16 protein-coding genes and 2 tRNA genes are annotated in these 19,252 nt (G+C 59.4%); 9 read left to right on the top strand and 9 right to left on the bottom strand.

Annotation, left to right across the window (positions count from 1 at the left end):
* Positions 1–181: 181 nt before the first annotated feature.
* Genes ttdA through ATK06_RS06290 form a run of 4 tightly spaced genes read left to right on the top strand, consistent with a single transcriptional unit; the run spans position 182 to position 4,801 of the window.
* Complete coding sequence (gene ttdA / locus ATK06_RS06305; RefSeq protein ID WP_083985980.1) at positions 182–1,087, top strand: L(+)-tartrate dehydratase subunit alpha; 906 nt, start codon at positions 182–184, stop codon at positions 1,085–1,087.
* 27 nt (positions 1,088–1,114) lie between these two features.
* Positions 1,115–1,837: a L(+)-tartrate dehydratase subunit beta gene (ttdB, locus tag ATK06_RS06300; RefSeq protein ID WP_231913529.1), complete on the top strand. Its 723-nt coding sequence runs from the start codon at positions 1,115–1,117 to the stop codon at positions 1,835–1,837.
* A gap of 32 nt (positions 1,838–1,869) precedes the next feature.
* The gene (locus tag ATK06_RS06295; protein ID WP_231913530.1) at positions 1,870–3,327 is read left to right on the top strand and encodes an anion permease; all 1,458 of its coding nucleotides are present in this window, start codon (positions 1,870–1,872) and stop codon (positions 3,325–3,327) included.
* Positions 3,328–3,364: 37 nt separating this feature from the next.
* Complete coding sequence (locus tag ATK06_RS06290; protein WP_048380043.1) at positions 3,365–4,801, top strand: NAD-dependent succinate-semialdehyde dehydrogenase; 1,437 nt, start codon at positions 3,365–3,367, stop codon at positions 4,799–4,801.
* Here the strand turns inward: ATK06_RS06290 and pdxR are convergent.
* Positions 4,798–6,078: a MocR-like pyridoxine biosynthesis transcription factor PdxR gene (pdxR, locus tag ATK06_RS06285; protein WP_098389030.1), complete on the bottom strand. Its 1,281-nt coding sequence runs from the start codon at positions 6,076–6,078 to the stop codon at positions 4,798–4,800. The two genes, ATK06_RS06290 and pdxR, sit on opposite strands and share 4 nt — an antisense overlap.
* Positions 6,079–6,157: 79 nt before the next feature.
* Here pdxR and pdxS point away from each other — a divergent pair, with 79 nt between their 5' ends.
* Complete coding sequence (pdxS, locus tag ATK06_RS06280; RefSeq protein ID WP_098389029.1) at positions 6,158–7,027, top strand: pyridoxal 5'-phosphate synthase lyase subunit PdxS; 870 nt, start codon at positions 6,158–6,160, stop codon at positions 7,025–7,027.
* A 6-nt stretch (positions 7,028–7,033) separates the two neighbouring features.
* Here pdxS and ATK06_RS06275 read toward each other — a convergent pair whose 3' ends face one another.
* The 5 genes from ATK06_RS06275 to ATK06_RS06255 form a co-directional block, all read right to left on the bottom strand.
* Complete coding sequence (locus ATK06_RS06275; RefSeq protein WP_048380049.1) at positions 7,034–7,585, bottom strand: DUF421 domain-containing protein; 552 nt, start codon at positions 7,583–7,585, stop codon at positions 7,034–7,036.
* A gap of 70 nt (positions 7,586–7,655) precedes the next feature.
* On the bottom strand, positions 7,656–8,282 hold the full coding sequence (locus ATK06_RS06270) for an ATP-dependent Clp protease proteolytic subunit (protein WP_098389028.1): 627 nt from the start codon (positions 8,280–8,282) through the stop codon (positions 7,656–7,658).
* An 18-nt stretch (positions 8,283–8,300) separates the two neighbouring features.
* A complete protein-coding gene (locus ATK06_RS06265) occupies positions 8,301–8,900 on the bottom strand; it encodes an ATP-dependent Clp protease proteolytic subunit (protein ID WP_048380051.1) in 600 nt (199 codons plus the stop codon).
* A 158-nt stretch (positions 8,901–9,058) separates the two neighbouring features.
* Positions 9,059–10,408: a trigger factor gene (tig, locus tag ATK06_RS06260; RefSeq protein ID WP_098389026.1), complete on the bottom strand. Its 1,350-nt coding sequence runs from the start codon at positions 10,406–10,408 to the stop codon at positions 9,059–9,061.
* A 42-nt stretch (positions 10,409–10,450) separates the two neighbouring features.
* Positions 10,451–10,524 (bottom strand) — tRNA-Pro (locus ATK06_RS06255).
* Between the two features lie 214 nt (positions 10,525–10,738).
* Here ATK06_RS06255 and ATK06_RS06250 point away from each other — a divergent pair.
* Together ATK06_RS06250 and ATK06_RS06245 are read left to right on the top strand one after the other, a co-directional pair.
* Positions 10,739–12,289, top strand: a complete 1,551-nt coding sequence (locus tag ATK06_RS06250) for an ABC transporter ATP-binding protein/permease (RefSeq protein ID WP_083985984.1) — start codon at positions 10,739–10,741, stop codon at positions 12,287–12,289.
* Positions 12,286–13,938 carry an ABC transporter ATP-binding protein gene (locus tag ATK06_RS06245; RefSeq protein WP_098389025.1) on the top strand — a complete coding sequence of 551 codons (1,653 nt, stop codon included), beginning with the start codon at positions 12,286–12,288 and terminating at the stop codon, positions 13,936–13,938. The genes ATK06_RS06250 and ATK06_RS06245 overlap by 4 nt, the downstream gene beginning before the upstream one ends.
* A gap of 56 nt (positions 13,939–13,994) precedes the next feature.
* Here the strand turns inward: ATK06_RS06245 and ATK06_RS06240 are convergent.
* A tRNA-Gly gene (locus tag ATK06_RS06240) sits at positions 13,995–14,069 on the bottom strand.
* A 141-nt stretch (positions 14,070–14,210) separates the two neighbouring features.
* Between ATK06_RS06240 and ATK06_RS06235 the strand changes: the two genes are divergently transcribed.
* Entirely contained in the window at positions 14,211–15,053 is an 843-nt protein-coding gene (locus ATK06_RS06235; RefSeq protein WP_048380058.1) for a hypothetical protein, read from the top strand.
* Positions 15,054–15,134: 81 nt separating this feature from the next.
* Here the strand turns inward: ATK06_RS06235 and ATK06_RS06230 are convergent, their stop codons facing one another.
* Both ATK06_RS06230 and ATK06_RS06225 read right to left on the bottom strand, forming a co-directional pair.
* Entirely contained in the window at positions 15,135–15,617 is a 483-nt protein-coding gene (locus ATK06_RS06230) for a ribose-5-phosphate isomerase (protein WP_048380060.1), read from the bottom strand.
* Between the two features lie 97 nt (positions 15,618–15,714).
* Positions 15,715–16,329, bottom strand: coding sequence for a mycothiol-dependent nitroreductase Rv2466c family protein (locus ATK06_RS06225; RefSeq protein ID WP_048380062.1), 615 nt, complete (start codon positions 16,327–16,329; stop codon positions 15,715–15,717).
* 101 nt (positions 16,330–16,430) lie between these two features.
* On the opposite strand from ATK06_RS06225, the gene pepN reads away from it, so the two are divergent.
* Entirely contained in the window at positions 16,431–19,010 is a 2,580-nt protein-coding gene (pepN, locus tag ATK06_RS06220) for an aminopeptidase N (protein WP_098389024.1), read from the top strand.
* Positions 19,011–19,252: the final 242 nt, after the last annotated feature.

Here is a 19,252-nt window from a genome sequence, read left to right as displayed (position 1 = left end):
CTTCCACCGCAGGTCACATGCGGTGGAATTTTTATTTTTCAGTCCGCACAAGGAGCAGAAACAGGTGTCACAAACCCTGATGTGAAGACCGAAAGTGCCAAAAAATACCCTCGCGCCAGGCTGCCATGAGAAAGAAAAATAGGAGGTGAACTACCACTTATCCCCGTGTTAGGAGAACACTGTGACCACTACCAGTGCCGATCGCGCACAGATTGTAGACATCATCGCTCAATTCACCGATATGGTGTCGAAAAAACTCCCCGTCGATGTGGAGCACCGTCTCGAAAAACTTCGCGCTGACGAATCGAATCCCCGCGCGCTCATGATCTACGACACCATGCGCCACAACCAGGAACTCGCAGCTAACCTCAACCGCCCATCGTGCCAGGATACCGGGCTTGTCCAAATGTTCGCCCGCGTCGGCAGCGATTACCCGCTTCGCGACGAACTCCACGCAATGCTGAAAGAGGCCGTCGGCACTGCAACACAGACCGCCCCGCTGCGACACAACACCGTGGAAACCTTCCAAGAAAAGAACACAGGTACCAACACTGGTTCCGAATCCCCCTGGGTGTACTGGGAGATTGAAGAAGGCAGCGACACCCTCGAACTTGATGTTTATCTTGCAGGCGGCGGTTGCTCCTTGCCTGGCCAAGGCAAAACCCTCATGCCTGGTGAGGGCTACGAAGGTGCAGTGAAGTTCGTTCTGGACGTTATGACGTCCTACGGGCTGAACGCCTGCCCACCACTACTCATCGGCGTCGGCATCGGCACGTCCATCGATTCCGCAGCGTACATGTCTAAAAAGGCCCTCATGCGCCCTGCCGATTCTGAAAATCCTAACGAGCTCGTTGCCGGATTGGAACACGATCTGGAAGAAGCTATCAATTCCTTGGGCTTGGGTCCTCAAGGTTTGGGCGGCGGGAAGTCCGTCATGGGCGTCAATATCGAAAACTCGGCACGCCATCCTTCCGTACTATCCGTCGCGCTCAACACTGGGTGCTGGTCACACCGCCGTGGGACCATTCTTATCCAGCCCGACGGTACGTTTACCTCTCCCACCCACGAAGACTTCGCGCTGCGCTAAACCTGCAATACCCGAAAGGACAGACTAATGACTACTACTTCCAGCTCCCCAGCCGATATCGCCAATAAGGACATGGTCAACAACGAACTTGTGCAACGGGTGCACGCAGATATCGCACGCCTGGCTGAACAGGTAGGCGCGAAAACCCTCACCACCCCAATTTCGCGAGAAGACCTCGAAGACATTCAGGTAGGCGACATTATTTTCCTTGACGGGCACATCACCACCTGCCGCGATGTAGCCCACCGTCGTCTCGTTGAATACGGGCGCAAACTTCCTGTCGACGTCCGTGACGGCGCCATTTTGCACGCCGGACCCATCACTCGCGCAAGTGATACCGCTGCGTCCGGTTATGAGATGGTGTCTGTGGGTCCCACCACAAGTATGCGTATGGAGAAGTTTGAATATGACTTCATTAAAGAAACCGGCGTACGCCTGATCGTCGGTAAGGGTGGCATGGGCCCTAATACTGAACGTGGCTGCGCAGAATTTGGGGCACTGCACTGCGTCTTCCCTGCAGGCAACGCAGTGATAGCAGCTACCGAGGTAGAAGAGATTGAATCCGTCCATTGGACTGACCTGGGTATGCCCGAATCTTTGTGGACCAGCCGAGTAAAAGGTTTCGGGCCCCTCATTGTGTCTATCGACGCTCACGGCAACAACATCTTCGAGCAGCAAAAGGTGATCTACAACGAGCGCAAAGAAAAGGCATTGGAATCTTTGTATGAAAAAGTGCGGTTCATCAAGTGAGTACGCGCACGCATCACTCAGCCCCTCCCCCTGTGGAGATACAGGGGCGTGAGGGAGAAGTAAAACCAGGACGCCTCGTTGCCGCACTCGCCGTAGGTGTGATTGTGTGGCTGCTACCCACCCCGGAAGGGTTGGCAGATAATGCGTGGCACCTCTTTGCGATCTTCGCTGCAACAATCGTGGCGATTATTCTTAGCGCTGCACCGATGGGTTCGCTATCCATTGTGTCCATCGCTGTCTGCGCAGCTACCGGAGTTCTTGTCACGGACGCGGAAAGTGGTCCGTCGGAAGCCATCGGCGCTGCATTAAGCGGTTTTTCCAACGGCACCATCTGGCTAATCGTCTCAGCGTTTTTTATCGCACGCGCTGTCATCGCCTCGGGCCTTGGCACGCGCTTGGGATACTTGTTCGTCCGTCTTTTCGGGCGCTCTACTTTAGGGCTTGCTTACGGTTTCGGTTTGGCTGACCTCGCTACCTCGCCGGCTATCCCTTCAAACACAGCTCGCGCAGGCGGAATTGTCTTTCCAATCATGCAGTCGGTGCTCAAAACGGAAGGCACAGTCGACGGGGACCCAGCCACCTATCGCAGAATGGCTTCCTTCCTGGCGATTGCCACTTATAACTTGGATTTAGCTGCGTCAGTGATATTTTTTACTGGCGCCGCCCCCAACGCGATGGGTACAAAACTTGCCGCTGAAATGGGTGCTGATACCCCGACGTGGGGTGGTTGGTTACTGCTGGCCGTGGTTCCCGGTTTGGTTGGTTTTATCCTGACTCCGCTCGTTTTGTACGTGCTCTACAAACCTGAGGTCACAAAAACGCCGGAGGCTCCCCGGCAGGCAATGCAGGCGCTCGAAAAACTAGGCCCAATGAAGTCTGCGGAGAAAATCACGCTGACGGTTTTTATCACGATTATTGTCTTGTGGGTTTTTGGTGGCTCTATCTTGAACGCCACGACTGTCGCTTTCATTGGCCTGGCATTGCTTCTAGTCACCGGGGTCTTATCCTGGGATGACATTAAATCGGAGAAATCTGCGTGGGACACCCTGGTCTGGTTCGCAGCACTAGTGATGATGGGAACCTACCTGAACAAGACCGGTTTCATCGCTTGGATTGGGAATTTGGTAAAAGACCCGCTTGCGGCGCTAGGCCCTACCCTGGCGTTGGTAGTCATCGTGGTGGTGTACGCATTCTCTCACTACCTCTTCGCCTCAGGTACCGCGCACACGGCAGCAATGTTTAGTGTCTTTCTTGGCACTGGGATCGCAGTCGGACTCCCTGCGCTGCCACTGGTCGTGGTGCTGGGTGCCTTGCCTACGCTGATGGGTTGCCTGACCCATTACGGTAACGGACCTGCCCCGTTGTACTTCGGTACCGGGTACGTTCCTGTAGCTACGTGGTGGAAGTTGGGCGCTGTACTAGGTGTCATGCACGTTGTTATTTGGTTGACAGTCGGCCCGGCTTGGTGGGGTATTATCGGAGCACTATAGTCGCCGCATCCTGGGCATAAAGTGTACCGTGGGTCACATGACTACTCCGACACAATTGCTTATCGACGGCACCTGGCGCGACAGCTCCAACAACGAAACATTTGACGTCTACAACCCTGCCACCGAGGAGAAGATTGCCTCGGTGGCTTCTGCTACCAGCGCTGATGCGAAGGCCGCACTGGATGCTGCAGTCGCCGCACAAGAAGAATGGGCCGCGACATCCCCGCGCGAGCGCGCTGACATTTTGTACCGCGCCTACGACATCGTCACCGAACGCTCCGAGGAATTCGCCCGCCTCATGACCCAGGAAATGGGCAAACCACTTTCCGAAGCCCGCGGCGAAGTCACCTACGGCGCGAACTACCTGCGCTGGTTCGCCGAGGAAGCCACCCGCCTCTACGGCCGCTTCTCCTCCAACCCGGAGGGCACACAAACAATGATTACCCGCATCAAGCCGGTAGGACCCTGCCTTTTGATTACCCCGTGGAACTTCCCGCTGGCGATGGCCACCCGCAAGGTTGCGCCCGCCATCGCCGCCGGCTGCACGATGGTCCTCAAGCCTGCGAAGCTCACCCCACTGACGGCGCTTCTCTTCGCCGACGTCATGCGCGAGGCCGGCCTCCCCGACGGCGTGCTCAACGTTGTGCCGTCGAACTCGGCGAGCTCCATCTCCGAGCCATTGCTTTCCGACGACCGCCTGCGCAAAGTCTCCTTCACCGGTTCCACCGCAGTAGGCCGCACGCTGTTGGAACAAGCCTCCGGGAACGTCGTGCGCACCTCGATGGAGCTCGGTGGCAACGCACCGTTTATCGTACTGCCGGACGCCGACATCGACGCCGCAGTCGACGGCGCGATGGCGGCGAAGATGCGCAACATCGGCGAAGCGTGCACTGCTGCGAACCGATTCTTGGTTCACGAATCCATCGCCGAGGAGTTTTCCACCAAACTAGCCGACCGTTTTAAGCAACTCACGGTAGGAAATGGCCTCGAGGACGGCGTCGATGTAGGCCCGCTGATCCAACCGGACGCAGTGGAAAACTGCCAGGCGCTCGTCTCTGATGCTGTGGAACGCGGCGCACGTATCCTCGTCGGTGGCGGCGCCCCGGAGGGCAACGGCTACTTCTTTAACCCCACCGTTCTCGTGGACGTCCCCACCGATGCGCGCGTCTTCACCGAGGAAATCTTCGGCCCCATCGCCCCAATCTTCAGCTTCAGCACCGAAGACGAGGCTATCGCCCTGGCCAACGATACCGAATACGGCCTGGCCTGCTATTTCTACACCGCCAGCTGGGATACTGCCCTGCGTCTGACCGACCGTCTCGAGTACGGGCTTGCAGGCTGGAACGCTGGCGCAATATCTAACGCCGCCGCACCGTTCGGTGGTGTGAAGCAGTCTGGCATGGGCCGCGAAGGTGGCGCCGAAGGCATCGAGGAATACACCGAGGTCCAGTACCTGGCAATCCCACACAACTAACGCGGCAGCAGTTCACGCAGCTGGGTCATCCACCTCCCCAGCTGCTTTTCTGTACCCCCGCCTAAGCCCACCACGATTCCCGCACGTGACGCCGGCGACGACCAGTACGTAGAAAAACCACGCACCGCCATCCCGCGAGCTGCTGCCCGTGCCAGCACGCTTTCTTCCTCGCCCACGGAGCTCAGCTCCACGATTAGATTCAGTCCCCCGTCCATCGGGACAGCGCGGCTGCCAAAAATCTCCAGAGCTATGTCGCGGCGCCGCCGGTACGCCGACCGCATCCGCGTGATATGTCTACTCAACCCGTCCTCGGCCATGAAATTGGCTAACGCGACCTGCGCAAGCCCTGACACTGGGGCGAGGTGGGGCCGGAGGGCGTCGATAAGCGAAGGCGGCACCACGACATACCCCAACCCCAGCGCCGGCGACAGCGTCTTGGCGAAAGATCCTATCGACGCCACCTCCGGAGAAATTGCCATCAACGACGGCAGCGGTTCACCTTGGAAGCGTAGCTCCGCGTCGAAATCGTCCTCGATGACCAACGTGTTGTGGGTGCGCGCCCAATCCACCAACTCAATGCGCTCAGGCGCTGGCATAACGTGCCCGTGCGGGAACTGGTGCGACGGCGTCACCAGCACGGCATTCGCGCTGGTCCAATCCGTGACCACCGAATGCCCACCGCGGCGCACCACGCCAACCAGCGACGGGTACGTAGGATCTTCCACACCGACGGTGACGTTCTGGCCCAACGCCGCCACGAGAGCGCTTACCCCGTGACGCGAACCAGCCGTGATGAACACGCGCCGCGGATCCACGGCCACACCCCGGGCGCGCCGAATGTGGTCGGCGACAAGTTCGCGCAGCCGCGGAATACCTTCGCGGGGTACGTACGAGGGCGGCTCCGCCGCTGCCTGCCGCCACGCCGCCCGCCACGTTGTCGACGCCAAAACCGACGTGTCTGGGTGCCCGGGCCGAAGATCGATGCGCGGGGCGCGCCGCTGCTCCGGGGGCAGGGTGCGCGGCACTTCCTCAGCGGCCCCGGCAAGAACTGCGCGCATCGCGGGATGGACCCAAGTACCGGCGGGGCTGGTCTCCACGTAACCTTCACCTTCAAGCTGCTCGTACGCTGCAACAACAGTGGCCCGGGAGACTCCGAGTTCTGCGGCCATCGTGCGAGTGGAGGCAATCCGGTCGCCCGGGCGAAGAACCCCGCTGGCGATGTCGTCCCGGATGCGGCCAACGATTTGGCCGGGCAGGTTCCCTTGACTGCGGTCCACATGACCCCCATGGTGGTCTGAAAAGTTGAATACTTCGTGGCCTTAATCCTAGACCACGCACTGTGGCAATCTAGACCGCATGACTGAACACAATCTTTCGCACCTCGAAGGCGGCGTCATCATGGACGTCGTCACCCCGGAACAAGCACGCATCGCTGAAGCAGCCGGCGCAACCGCCGTCATGGCACTCGAGCGCGTCCCAGCAGACATCCGCGCGCAGGGTGGCGTTGCCCGCATGTCAGACCCGAAGCTGATCGCCTCCATCCAGGAAGCAGTCTCTATCCCAGTCATGGCCAAGTGCCGTATCGGGCACTTCGTCGAGGCTCAAATCCTGGAGCACCTAGGCATCGACGTGATCGACGAATCCGAAGTCCTCTCCCCTGCGGACTTCGCCCACCACGTAGACAAGCGCACCTTTAAAACCGCCTTCGTCTGTGGTGCTACCAACCTCGGTGAGGCCCTGCGCCGAATCAATGAGGGTGCAGCGATGATCCGTTCCAAGGGTGAGGCTGGCACCGGCGACGTCTCCGAGGCAACCCGCCACATCCGCAAGATTCGCGCAGAAATCGGCGAGGTCCACGGCCTCTACCAGAACAACCCCGAAGAACTCTTCGCAAAGTCGAAGGAACTGGCCGTCCCCTACGAGCTTCTCGAATCCGTCGCACGCGAAGGCAAGCTGCCCGTGCCGCTGCTGACTGCCGGTGGCATCGCCACGCCTGCCGACGCTGCCATGATGATGCAGCTCGGCGCAGACGGCGTGTTCGTGGGCTCCGGCATTTTCACGTCCGGCAATCCAGAAAAGCGCGCCGCTGCAATCGTGAAGGCAACCAAGAATTACACCGATCCCGCTGTCATCACCGAGGTGTCCACCGACCTGGGCAAGGCGATGGTCGGCATCACTGTCGACGAACTGCCTGCACCTCACCGCATGGCTGAACGTGGCTGGTAAATCTGCCTAGCTTTCGACCCCGCGCACTCCCTCAAGGAGCGCGGGGTCCACGTCTATCCCCACCCGGTAGGTACTTACTTGCCCGTCGGCTTCCAAGATCATCCATTGCACTTGGTCAAGCGACGATAGGCCGGCGCGGCGGACGTCGCGAAGCACCTGTGACCGGTGCATGTGGGCGTGGTGAAGTTCTTCCTCCCGAATGAGACCGTCTTTGACAATCACAACAGGCTGTTGAACTAAGGTGCGGCCACGGCGCGAACCGGTAATAGCCCCGAAGATTACCTCCATAACCATGAGCGTGGTCAGGCCAATCACACCCGCGGCTAGTGACGGCGGATGCCCAATAATCACACGCCCAGCGACCGCGCCGAACATCAGGCACGTGATCGCGTCGACGGTTGTCCACGAACGCAGAACCCGCACGCCGAACACGCGGACTAGCCCGAGGAAGACGATGTAGATGCCCACCGCAGACGCGATCACAACGGGGATGCGCCACAGTTCAATGCCTAACTGCGCGGTCAGTGCTGCCTGCCACCCTTGTTCTGGAGTAATCACAAGCAGTCATTGTAGGTTATGAAAAAACCGCGCCGGAAGCAGTATGCTTCTCGACGCGGCCTAACCCCTCTTAGCCGTTGAGCTTACGGTAATCGAAGACTTGGTCAATGATTCCGTAGTCGGCAGCCTCCTGGGCGGTAAGGATCTTGTCGCGGTCGGTATCGATGCGAATCTGCTCAGCAGTCTTACCGGTGTGACGCGCCAACGTTTCTTCCATCTGGCGACGCATGCGCTCAATCTCCGCGGCCTGGATTTCAAGGTCCGAAACCTGGCCCTGCGTGCCCTGTGTTGCAGGCTGGTGGATCAAGACACGCGCGTTCGGCAGCGCTGCACGCTTGCCAGGAGTGCCGGCCGCCAGCAGGACTGCTGCTGCGGACGCTGCCTGGCCCAGGCAGACGGTCTGGACATCAGGGCGAACGTACTGCATGGTGTCGTAGATCGCTGTCATGGCAGTGAACGAACCACCCGGACTATTGATGTACATCGTGATGTCGCGGTCTGGATCCTGCGCCTCGAGCACCAGGAGCTGCGCCATGATGTCGTTAGCGGAGGTGTCGTCAACCTGGGTGCCCAGGAAGATGATGCGCTCGTCGAAAAGCTTGGCGTACGGGTCAGAGGTCTTCTGGCCGTAGCTGGTCTGCTCCACGAACTGAGGCAGGACGTAGCGGGAAGTAGGCATCTGGAAGTTGTTCATAATCGTATTCTCCTCTACTGCCTAGTTAGTTACTTTGCCGTCTTCGGCGAACTCAATGACGTGGTCAACCAGGCCGTAATCCTTCGCCTGCTGTGCGGTGAACCAGCGGTCGCGGTCAGAGTCCTTGACGATCTGCTCATACGGCTGGCCGGAGTGCTCAGCGATGAGTTCCGCCATCTCACGCTTGGTTGCGGAGAACTGTTCAGCCTGAATTGCGATGTCCGCTGCAGTACCGCCCACACCGGCGGAAGGCTGGTGCATCATGATGCGCGCGTGTGGAAGTGCAAAACGCTTGCCTGGGGTACCTGCGGTGAGCAGGAACTGTCCCATGGAAGCGGCCAAGCCCATGCCGTAGGTGCGGATGTCGCATGGGGAGTAGCGCATGGTGTCGTAAATAGCCATGCCAGCGGTCACGGACCCGCCGGGGCTGTTGATGTAGAGGGAAATATCCCGGGTGGGGTCCTCTGCGGTGAGCAGGAGGATCTGTGCGCACAACTTGTTTGCGATCTCATCATCTACCTGAGATCCCAGGAAAATGATGCGCTCGCGCAGCAGGCGTTCGTAAACACTATCTCCAGGCTGTGGCATGCCTTCGGCTGCCATTCGCGGCTGTGTGGTCACCGTTTCTACTCCTTTTAGTTTCTAGCTGTATTCGTATTCCACAACCCTACCTGCAGTAGGTGGCGCGTGGGGGTGTGTTCGCTGTGAGCGTTCAACTGCATTTCGTGGGTGCAGAAAACCCCGGGTACCTCCTGGTATCCGGGGTTTCGCAGACTTAATTAGTCTTCTGCTTCAGTCTCGGCTTCTTCTTCCTCGCCGAAGAACTCGGAAGGATCGACCTCATTGCCGGCGTCGTCCTTGACCTGGGTGCGGCAGATGGCGGTTGCCAATGCCTTACCGCGGCGGACGTCTGCGAACAGGTTACCAATCTGGCCAGCCTGGGAAATCTGCTGGATGAACTGGTTTGGATCCATGCCGTAGGACTGAGCGGTGAACATGATGTGGTCCGTCAGCTCCTGCTGGGAAACCTCAGGCTCTTCCTGCTCTGCAAGCGCGTCCAAGAACAGCTGGGTACGGACAGCCTGCTCAGCAGCTTCGCGCTGGTCCTTGTCGAACTCTTCACGGGTGGTGCCCTGCGCCTCAAGAACAGAGTTCAGCGCGGCGTCGTCGTGAGCCATCTGGCCAAGCAGCTGGTGCAGCTGTGCGTGGACCTGCTCTTCAACAACACCCTGTGGGAATTCGAAGGAAGCCTGCTCGAGAGCCTGCTTCAGGACCTCGTCGCGGATAGCGGCAGCCTGCTCGGTCTTCTTGGTCTCTTCGACGCGCTTCTTGGTGTCTTCGCGCAGTTCTTCAACGGTGTCGAACTGGGAAGCCATCTGAACGAACTCTTCGTCGAGCTCAGGAAGCTTACGTTCCTTGGTCTGCTGGACGTGAACCTTGACGGTTGCCTCTTCGTCCTTGTGCTCGCCGTGGGCGATGGTGGTGGTGAACTCACCATCCTCGTCGGTCTTCATGCCACGCAGCGCGGTGTCCAGACCCTTGAACAGGTCATCGGAGCCAACTTCGTAGGACAGGCCGACGGTGGAAGCGTCTTCAATCTTCTCATCGTTGATGAAAGTCTCAAGATCGATGATTGCGTAGTCGCCGGTCTTCAGCTTGCGCTTGGTGTCCTTCAACTCAGAGAAACGAGCGCGGAGATCATCAAGAGCCTCGTCGACGGCCTCGTCAGAGATTTCCAGTGCAGGAACCTCTACCTTGATGGTGGAGAAGTCTGGGATTTCAATCTCTGGACGGATGTCCATCTCTGCGGTGAATTCAATCTCTTCACCGTCTTCAATCTTGGTAATCTGCAGGTCAGGCTGACCCAGAACGGTCAGGCCCTCTTCCAGGACAGCAGCCTCGTACTTGCTAGGAACTACGTCGTTTACAACCTGCTCCAGAACCGGGCCACGGCCAAAGCGGGCATCGATAAGCTGACGCGGAGCCTTACCCTTGCGGAAACCCGGGATGGTGACCTGTTGCGCGATAGCTGCGTACGCCTTGTCGAAGTCACCCTTCAACTCATCAAACGGAACGTTGACGGTGAGCTTGACACGAGTGTCATTCAGCTTTTCGACGGAACTCTTCACGAGGTCACTCTCCTGAACATTCTTTGTCTAAAAATAAGTACGTCGGGGCGACAGGATTTGAACCTGCGACCCCCTGCTCCCAAAGCAGGTGCGCTACCAAACTGCGCCACGCCCCGTACAGTCAATCCAGGCATACCGAACAACTTAGACACGCTAAGCACGCTGCGGCATGTTGAACAACCTGGCGACTATATTAAACATACCCGGCCATTAAACGCAAAACTGCTGCACAATAACTATTTTTGAGCCACCTTATGCTCACCAAATCCGCCTCCTCGGTCACTGACTACGGATTAACACAACAAATTAGGGTGCGCTAACCTCTAGGTCATGAATTCTCATCGGCCCCCTACGCAGCCCATGCACCCAGCCGTCGCTGCTGCCACCCCGCGCTGGCGGATGGCATTAATCACGGTCGTGACGTGGGCCCAAGCGCTTTCTCAAGTGTGGTTGTTCATTCTCATTGGCCAATCCTTTCACGCAGATTTCAACCTCTCTGCAGCCCTCATCGCAGTCGCTCTCGCCGCCGTCGCCGGTGGCCTGAGCATCTGGTGCACAGATCAAACGTCCGCTCTTACCCGGACGGAATTGCGGCGTTTGGTCGTCGAGAAGCTGTTTTCTGTCGGTGCGGTCAAAGTAGTTGCAGACCAAGGCAGCCTGTTTAACCTGGCTACGAAATCGATCTCATCGGCGACCCGCTACCGCGGTGGATTCTTAGGCCCGATCGTCGGCGCAATGACCACTCCCCTCATCGTGTTGGCAGCATTAGCGATCTTCGTGGACTGGCTCACCGCGCTGTGCATGCTCGTGTGCCTGCTTATCATCCCCTTCATCGTGCAGGGGTTCCGCAAATCCACGAAGTCTGTGGGCGGCCAATACCATCGGACGCAAGCACAACTGACCGGCCGCTTCCTCGAATCCATCGGCGCACTCGACATGCTCGTCTACAACCGCGCTGCCGAGCGCATCGCCGAGGGCATTGCCGAAGACGGTGAAAAGAACCGGAAATCGGTCATGAAAATGCTGGCCTTAAACCAGCTCCTTATCTTCGTCGTCGACGCCGCATTCTCTCTCGCCGTGATCTTGGTGGCTGCGGCTGTCTCTCTCGCGCGGGTGCATTCAGGGGCTATTGATGCAGGCCAGGCAGTCACCCTGGTACTTGCATCTCTTATGGTGACTGGACCGGTCAACGTCATCGGCCAGTTCTTCTACATCGGCATCGGCGGACGGGCCGCAGTAAGTGCGCTGAGCGGATTCCTACGCACCCCGAACCACACATCCCATGTCCAGCTTGGCGGCGAAGGCATTGAGGTTTCCCACGTAACCGGCGGCTGGCCAGGCGCTGAGCCCATCGTCAAGAACGTATCCCTCTACGTGGCACCCGGGGAGCGGGTGGCCCTCGTCGGCAAGTCTGGCGTCGGCAAATCCACCTTGTCCGCGCTTATCCAAGGGCACCTCACCCCGGTCGAGGGGTCGGTTCGCGTCGGGGGTGAGATGGCTGTCGTCGAGCAACAGACCTTCCTCTTCCACGGAACCGTGCGCGATAACCTCCTCATCGCCGCCCCGGACGCCAGCGACGAACGGCTGCTCGCAGCACTTGAGATCGCTGGCTTACTGGATGAAATCACGCTGGATACACCCGTCGGCGAACGCGGGCGCCTCCTTTCAGGTGGCCAGGCACAGCGGTTGTCCATCGCGCGGGCATGGCTGACCGACCGCCCTGTGTTGCTTCTCGACGAACCGACCTCCCAAGTCGACCTCGCGGGCGAAGCACGCATCCTCGAAGCCCTGAATAGCCTGGCCTGCGACCGCGCGGTTCTGATGATCGCGCACCGCCCCGATGCCATCTTGTCCGCCGACCGTGTGGAGGAACTTTCATGAACCGTCTCCAATTAACCCGGTGGCTCTTCTCACACATCCGGGACCTTATTCCTGCCTTTTGGATATCCAGCCTCGCCCGCATCCTGGGGCAACTCGCGGGGGTCGGACTGCTCGTCGCGGCCGTTCTCGCAGTGAGTACGCCGTGGTCGCTGTGGGCCGCAGTTCTGGTCATCGCAGTCATTGCGCTCGTTAAAGCCGGGCTGCGTTACCTGGAACATTATTCCGGGCACTGGCTCGCATTCACCGCGCTGAAGCGGTTGCGTGCACTTTTCTTCACCCGCCTTATCCCCCAGGCTCCACAGGCAACATCGGGTAAAGCGTCGGCAGAGCTGACCGGCCGGGCGGTCGAGGACATCAACAAGATTGAGGTTTTCTTCGCCCACACGTTCCCGCCTGTTATTAGTGCGATTACTGTCCCGATCATCGTGGTCGTGACTTTCGGTTTTACAACGTCCTGGCCGCTGGCCCTGATCATGGCTATCTTCTTAGCCGTTATCATTGCCCTGCCATTCCTCTGGATGCCAGTTACATTCGCTACTGCCCGTAAGGTCGCGGCCGCCGAGTCCGGTGTGACCACGCACGTCGGCGACGACATCGCCGGCATCCGCGAAATCCTCACCTTCCACGCCCAAGACGCACGCTTGGAAGGCCTACGCGTAGCAGACGAACGTCTCACCACAGCAGGCCGGACTACTTCGCTACTTACGACGGTGCGTGAAGTCATTACCGTCGCACTGCAATTAGGGCTCCTGGTCTCTCTCATGTCGTACGACGCTCCCTGGGAGCACCGCCTACTAGCCTTAGCCATTGCCGTAGCACTTGCCCTGCCCACCCGCTCCGTCGACGACTTTGCCAACGGACTCGACGCCGCCTTCGCTTCCGCCGAACGTATCTACCAGGTCATTGAAGGAACACCCGCTGTCACCGACGGTCCCGGTGCTGAATTCACCGACGACACCGTCACTTTCGACGACGTCACCCTCAGCTATGACGGCGCCCCACGCAATGCCCTCGAATCCGTGACCGCGGTGTGCCCTGCTGGCCAATGGACCGCCTTGGTTGGGGTTTCTGGCTCCGGCAAATCTTCGCTAGCAGCCTTGTTACTACGCGGCTGGGACCCACAATCCGGCGAGGTTCGTATCGGCGACGTGCCTGTGACTCAGGCAACCCTGGACCAGTTGCGTAGTCACGTAGCTATCGTTTCGCAACGCGCGGTCACAATCAGTGGGACCGTCGCCGAAAACCTCCGTTTAGGTAACCCCGACGCTAGCGACGCGCAGCTCACCCAAGCACTCCAGGTTGTTGATTTGGACGTTGACTTAGGCCAGCGCATCGGACGTGGTTCCACGCTTTCCGGCGGGCAGCTTCAGCGCCTGACTTTGGCGCGGGCGCTCGTCGTGCAGCCACGCATCCTGGTCTTGGACGAAGCCCTCAGCCAGCTCGACGCAAAGACAGCAGCCACCGTGCGTACAAACGTGGAGCACATGGGCCTTACGGTCCTTGAGATCACCCACCGCACCGACCTCCTCCCCGAGGACACCCGCGTGTACGTCTTGGACAATGGGGCGGTCGTGGAACACGGAAACGTGGCTACGCTGCGTGGTGCCGGAGGACCATTCGACGCCCTGGAAGCTAGGGTCCGCGAATAGGGATTAAACGAAGAAAAATACCGGGCCTTCCCACATGAGAAGGCCCGGTATTTCTTTGGAGGGAATGACGGGAATCGAACCCGCGTCTTCAGCTTGGAAGGCTGAGGTATTAGCCACTATACGACATTCCCACAACCGCTTTCGCGTACCCGGATACTGTAGCCGAAGGGACGTCGATAAGGCAAACAGCCAGGCCTGGCGGGAACTTTTCACTGCCCACCACCGTTGAATACATATAAGTAGTGAAAGCCCCGCATAGAAAGTGCATAACAATGACAGTCTTGCTCATACTTGTGTTCATCGGCTTAGTAGTCTTTGGCGTCAACCGCATGCAAGGCGGTGGCGGAAATTCAAAACGCAAGGAAGCTGAAGCCCTCGCCGACGCTCAGGCGGACGCACGCCGCTGGATTGAACGCCTCGGCCACAACGTGCTCACCATGTCGGGCACAGATGCGGCGTCCACACAGGCGCTTGCCGACGCCTCCGAGCGTTACAACGCCGCGTCGTCTGCAATGAGCACCGCACAAACTGTGAAGCAAGTTCGGTTGGCGCGTGAATCTGCACTCGAGGGCCTGCACTACGTCAACGCTGCCCGCGAAATCATGGGCATGCCTGCCGGCCCGGAGCTTCCCCCGTTGGAAGGTCAGCGCGCAGCCGGCAAGGTCACCGAGACCCGCACGATTGAGCAAAATGGAGAAACCATTACCGCTTCCCCAGTAGCGTCGGATGAAACTCCAAACTACTACCCGGGCGGACGCGTGGCTGGTCGCCCGGTTCCTGCTGGTTGGTACTCCACCCCATGGTGGGCCCCTGCCCTGGCGACAGGCGTGTGGACCGCGGGGTCGGTCATGATGTTCTCTAGCCTCTTCGCCGGCATGTCTGGTGTCGGCTACTCCGGTGACGCTTTCGCATCCGGCTACGGCAATGGTTACCAAGATGGCCTCGAAGCTGCCGGTGGCGAAGGCGCGGAAGGCTTCGATGGCGGTGAGGGTTTCGACGGCGGCGCCGGCGATGCCGGAGACATGGGCGGCATGGAAGACGGCGGCTTTGATGGATTCGGCGATTTCGGTGGCGGAGACTTCGGTAACGCCTTCGATTTCGACTTCGACTTCTAGCCCCTAAGACCCCCGGCACCCAAAAGCCCGGTACATCACCGCGATGTACCGGGCTACATTCTGCGCCCCCAAAGGCTGCGCTTAAGCCTCAGGTGCTTCTGGGACGGTCGGGGCGATGCCGGTGCGCTCGTAATCAGCGAGGATGTCGATGCGACGCTGGTGGCGTGGTTCCTTCGACCATTCCTGATCCAAGAATGCGTCCACAATCGCCAGGATTTCTTCCTCAGAGTGCTGGCGGGCACCAATACCGATCAGCTGGGCGTTGTTGTGCTCACGGGCAAGGCGCGCGGTGGCCTCGTTCCACGCGAGCGCGCAGCGGGCGCCCTCCACCTTGTTAGCTGCAATCTGTTCACCGTTGCCGGAACCACCGAGGACGATGCCCAGGGAACCAGGATCGTTGACGGTGCACTGCGCCGCCTCGATGCAGAATGCGGGGTAATCGTCCTGCGCGTCGTAGACATGGGCACCGCAGTCAATTGCCTGGTGCCCGTTCTTGGTTAGGTGTTCTTTGATCAGGTTCTTCGCTTCAAAGCCTGCGTGATCGGCTCCGAGGTACACGCGCATGGTCTCCACCTTCAATGCAAATTAAAAACTGGTACGTCAGTGGACCAGTCTAGCCGGCGGGTGCCCCCGGTGCAGCGGGAACCTGAACGATAGGGTTTTAGAACTGTGGGTTTTCGGTGCGGGTGCGCTTGAGCTCGAAGAAGTAAGGGTACTCGGAGAGCTTCACTGCGGCGTCAAAGATTTCTCCAGCTTCTTCACCTTCAGGCACACGGGTAATGACAGGCCCGAAGAAGGCGACGTCGCCAAGCTTCACGACGGGCGTGCCCACTTCATCACCGACGGCATCCATCGCACCCTGGTGGTAGGCACGCAGGCGATCATCGTGTTCGTCGGTGTTTGCGTAGTCAGCGTAGGAAGCATCTAGGCCTACTTCCTCCAGGGCGCGGGCGATGACGTCGTCGTAAGCACCGAAATCCTTCTTGCCGGACTCGCCGCCTGGGTGCACGATGGTGCCCATCGCGGTGTAGAGCTCGTCGATCTTCTCCGGTTCCTGGTCTTTCACGGCGGCGAAGACGCGTGCAGGGCCCCAGTTGGCCTTCATCATCTCCATGTAACCAGGATCCAAGTCGCGGCCTTCGTTGAGCACGGACAGGGACATCGGGACCCAGTTGACGGTGATATCGCGGACCTTTTCTACCTCTTTAATCCAGCGGGATGTCTGCCAGCAGAAGGGGCAGGAAACGTCGAACCAGAAAGTGACGGGGGTAGCCATAGTTTCTCCTAAAATTGTGGGCCTGTTCTTTACGCGCCTACCCTACCGAGTTCTATGGTGGAAGGTATTACTTCTAATACACCTATCCTTTAAGGAGGAGTATGAGCTCCATTAACCTCACCCGCGAAGAGGCTGCGCACAGGGCTTCTCTGCTTTCGGTCCAGCACTATGACGTCTCACTAGATTTGTCGCGCGCCGAGGACCCGAGCGTGAATATTTTCCCGACCACGGTGTCAATTTTGTTGAAAGTTCACAAAACTGGCTCGACGTTCATCGACTTCCGCGGCTCAGCCGTCCACGAAGTGCTTCTCGACGGCACCGACATCACTGCCGACGCCATCACCACCGAGGGATGCTGCTACGTCGAAGACGAAGGCATCGCCCTGAACAACCTGACCCCCGGCGAACATACGCTGAAAATTTCCGCCGACGGCATTTACTCCCGCACCGGCGAGGGGCTCCACCGCTTCGTCGACCCCGCCGATGGGAAGACATACCTGTACACCCAATTCGAAACCGCGGATGCCAAGCGCATGTACCCGTGCTTCGACCAGCCGAATTTGAAGGCCACCTATGATTTCACGATCGCCACGCCACAGGGGTGGACTGTCATCGGAAACGGCGTGCAGACCACAGAACAGCGCGGGTCGAATAGCGTGCACACCTCCAGGATCGATTACCCGCTTTCTTCTTATCTCGTTGCCGTGTGTGCGGGCCCCTACGTGGGCGTCCACGACACCTGGAGCGGCACGCTGACCCACCACCCGGAAACCCCGGAAGGCGAACCGGAAGCCGTAGAGGTTCCCCTTGGCCTCTACACCCGGGAGTCCATCGCGAAGCACCTGGATGCGCAGCGCCTCTTCACCGAAACGAAGCAGGGCTTCGACTACTACCACGAACACTTTGGCGTGGCGTACCCCTTTAGCAAGTATGACCAAATCTTCGTCCCAGAATTCAACGCGGGCGCAATGGAAAACGCCGGCGCGGTAACCATCCGCGACGAATACGTCTTCAGCTCCAAGGCCACCCACTACCGCTACGAGCGCCGCGCGGACACCATCCTCCACGAACTGGCGCACATGTGGTTCGGCGACCTGGTCACCATGAATTGGTGGAACGACTTGTGGCTCAACGAATCGTTTGCCACCTGGGCCGCCGCCATGGCACAAAGCGAGAACACCCAGTACAACACCGCGTGGGTCACCTTTGCCAATGTCGAGAAGGCGTGGGCCTACCAGCAGGACCAGCTGCCCACCACGCACCCAGTGTCCACGGACGCCTCCGACATTGAGACCGTGGAGCAAAACTTCGACGGCATCACCTACGCAAAGGGCGCAAGCGTCCTCAAGCAGCTGCAGGCTTACGTGGGCCGCGAGGAATTCTTCGCCGGGGCACGCCGCTACTTTGCGCAGCACCTGTGGGGCAACGCTCGTTTTGAGGACCTGGTGTCGGCGCTGGAAGCGTCGTCAGGCAGGGACCTTTCCCAGTGGGCGGACCAGTGGCTTTTGACCACGGGAATCTCCGAACTAGCCCCCGACTTCGAGGTCACGGACGGCACGTATTCCTCGTTTGCGATTACCCAGAAGAGCGACGTGCTCCGCGACCACCGCGTCCGCGTGGGCGTCTACGCTCTGCGTGGCGAGAAGGTCGTGCGCACCTTCTCCGCGGAGACCGACGTCACCGGGGAACGCACCGAGGTCCCGGCGCTCGTCGGCGTCGAAGCAGGCGACATGGTCCTGGTCAACGACGATGACCTCACCTACTGCATCATGCACTTAGACGACGCCTCCGCGCGCTTCATGCTAGAGAACCTGCACCGCGTCGAAGACCCCATGGCACGCACTATCTGCTGGTCCGCAGCATGGGAGGCCGTTCGCTCGGGCACACTGCCCGCCCGCGAATACGTCCGGCTCGTGGCCAAAGCCGCCGCCGCAGAGACTGAACTTGGCGTCCTGGAGCAGGTCCTCGCCCAAGGCACGAAAGCGCTGCGCTCCTACTGCGCGCCACAGTGGGCACAGTCCGAGGGCACTCAACTGCTTATCGACGCCTACCTCTCCGGCGCCACCACAGGTTCCGAAGAGGCGCGCCTCATCTTCACTAAGGCCCTGCTGCACATGCCACTGCGTGATAACGCCCTGGACTTCGTGCGTTCCGTCGCAGATGGCCAAGACAAGGACCTGCAGTGGCAGGCGCTCACCGCGCTTATTGCCGATGGTGCGATCGACGACCCACACGCGGCCGTCGCAAAGCTTGCCGAGACCGACCACTCCTCCACTGGCGCCCTATCCGCCCTGCGCGCGAAGGCCGCAATCCCTACCACCGAACACACCGCGGTGGCCTGGAACCAAGTCACGGAAGGCACCCTCTCCAACCTGGAGGCGCGTTCCACGATGGAGGGCATCGTCTGGCCGACCCGCGTGCCACACACCTTCCTGGACAAGTTCGCCGGCCTCTACTTTGAGGTCGCCGAAGACGTGTGGGACCGATTCTCCAACGAGATGGCAGTACGCACCCTGAATGGCCTCTACCCGCACTGGGACGTGAGCGAGGAAGGGCTGGATTCGGCCGACGCATTGCTCTCCCGCGAGCTTTCCGGAGGCCTACGCCGCCTGATTGCCGAAAACCGCGACCGCGTAGCCCGCGCCCTGCGCCTACGCGAAGTAGACGCAAAGTCGGACTAGTTCGCGTATAAACAAAGGATAGGAATCTGAAACGCACCCACTAGAATCAATCTGCGCTTCGTAGCCTAACTAGTGGGGGCGGTTCAGGCGAAGAACTTTGCTAGCACTTTCCCGGAAATCCAATATTCCCTCAACACATCCGGATTTACTTATCCCTTCGCTTGCACCGTACTCAAATCTGATAAACCAGTACCCGCTTAAGCAAAGTGCCAGAGCTTAACAAAAAGTGCACGGAGACTGAC

The organism is Corynebacterium renale (genome assembly GCF_002563965.1).
GTDB classification, from domain to species: domain Bacteria; phylum Actinomycetota; class Actinomycetes; order Mycobacteriales; family Mycobacteriaceae; genus Corynebacterium; species Corynebacterium renale.
Note: the sequence above shows the minus strand (reverse complement) of the source record. Positions and strands in the feature narration are given on the sequence as shown.

Coding starts and splice junctions, on each gene's coding strand:
- ttdB (WP_231913529.1), top strand. CDS start 1,115: ATGACTACTACTTCCAGCTCCCCAGCCGATATCGCCAATAAGGACATG.
- ATK06_RS06290 (WP_048380043.1), top strand. CDS start 3,365: ATGACTACTCCGACACAATTGCTTATCGACGGCACCTGGCGCGACAGC.
- pdxS (WP_098389029.1), top strand. CDS start 6,158: ATGACTGAACACAATCTTTCGCACCTCGAAGGCGGCGTCATCATGGAC.
- ATK06_RS06250 (WP_083985984.1), top strand. CDS start 10,739: ATGAATTCTCATCGGCCCCCTACGCAGCCCATGCACCCAGCCGTCGCT.
- ATK06_RS06245 (WP_098389025.1), top strand. CDS start 12,286: ATGAACCGTCTCCAATTAACCCGGTGGCTCTTCTCACACATCCGGGAC.
- ATK06_RS06235 (WP_048380058.1), top strand. CDS start 14,211: ATGACAGTCTTGCTCATACTTGTGTTCATCGGCTTAGTAGTCTTTGGC.
- ATK06_RS06230 (WP_048380060.1), bottom strand. CDS start 15,617: ATGCGCGTGTACCTCGGAGCCGATCACGCAGGCTTTGAAGCGAAGAAC.
- ATK06_RS06225 (WP_048380062.1), bottom strand. CDS start 16,329: ATGGCTACCCCCGTCACTTTCTGGTTCGACGTTTCCTGCCCCTTCTGC.
- pepN (WP_098389024.1), top strand. CDS start 16,431: ATGAGCTCCATTAACCTCACCCGCGAAGAGGCTGCGCACAGGGCTTCT.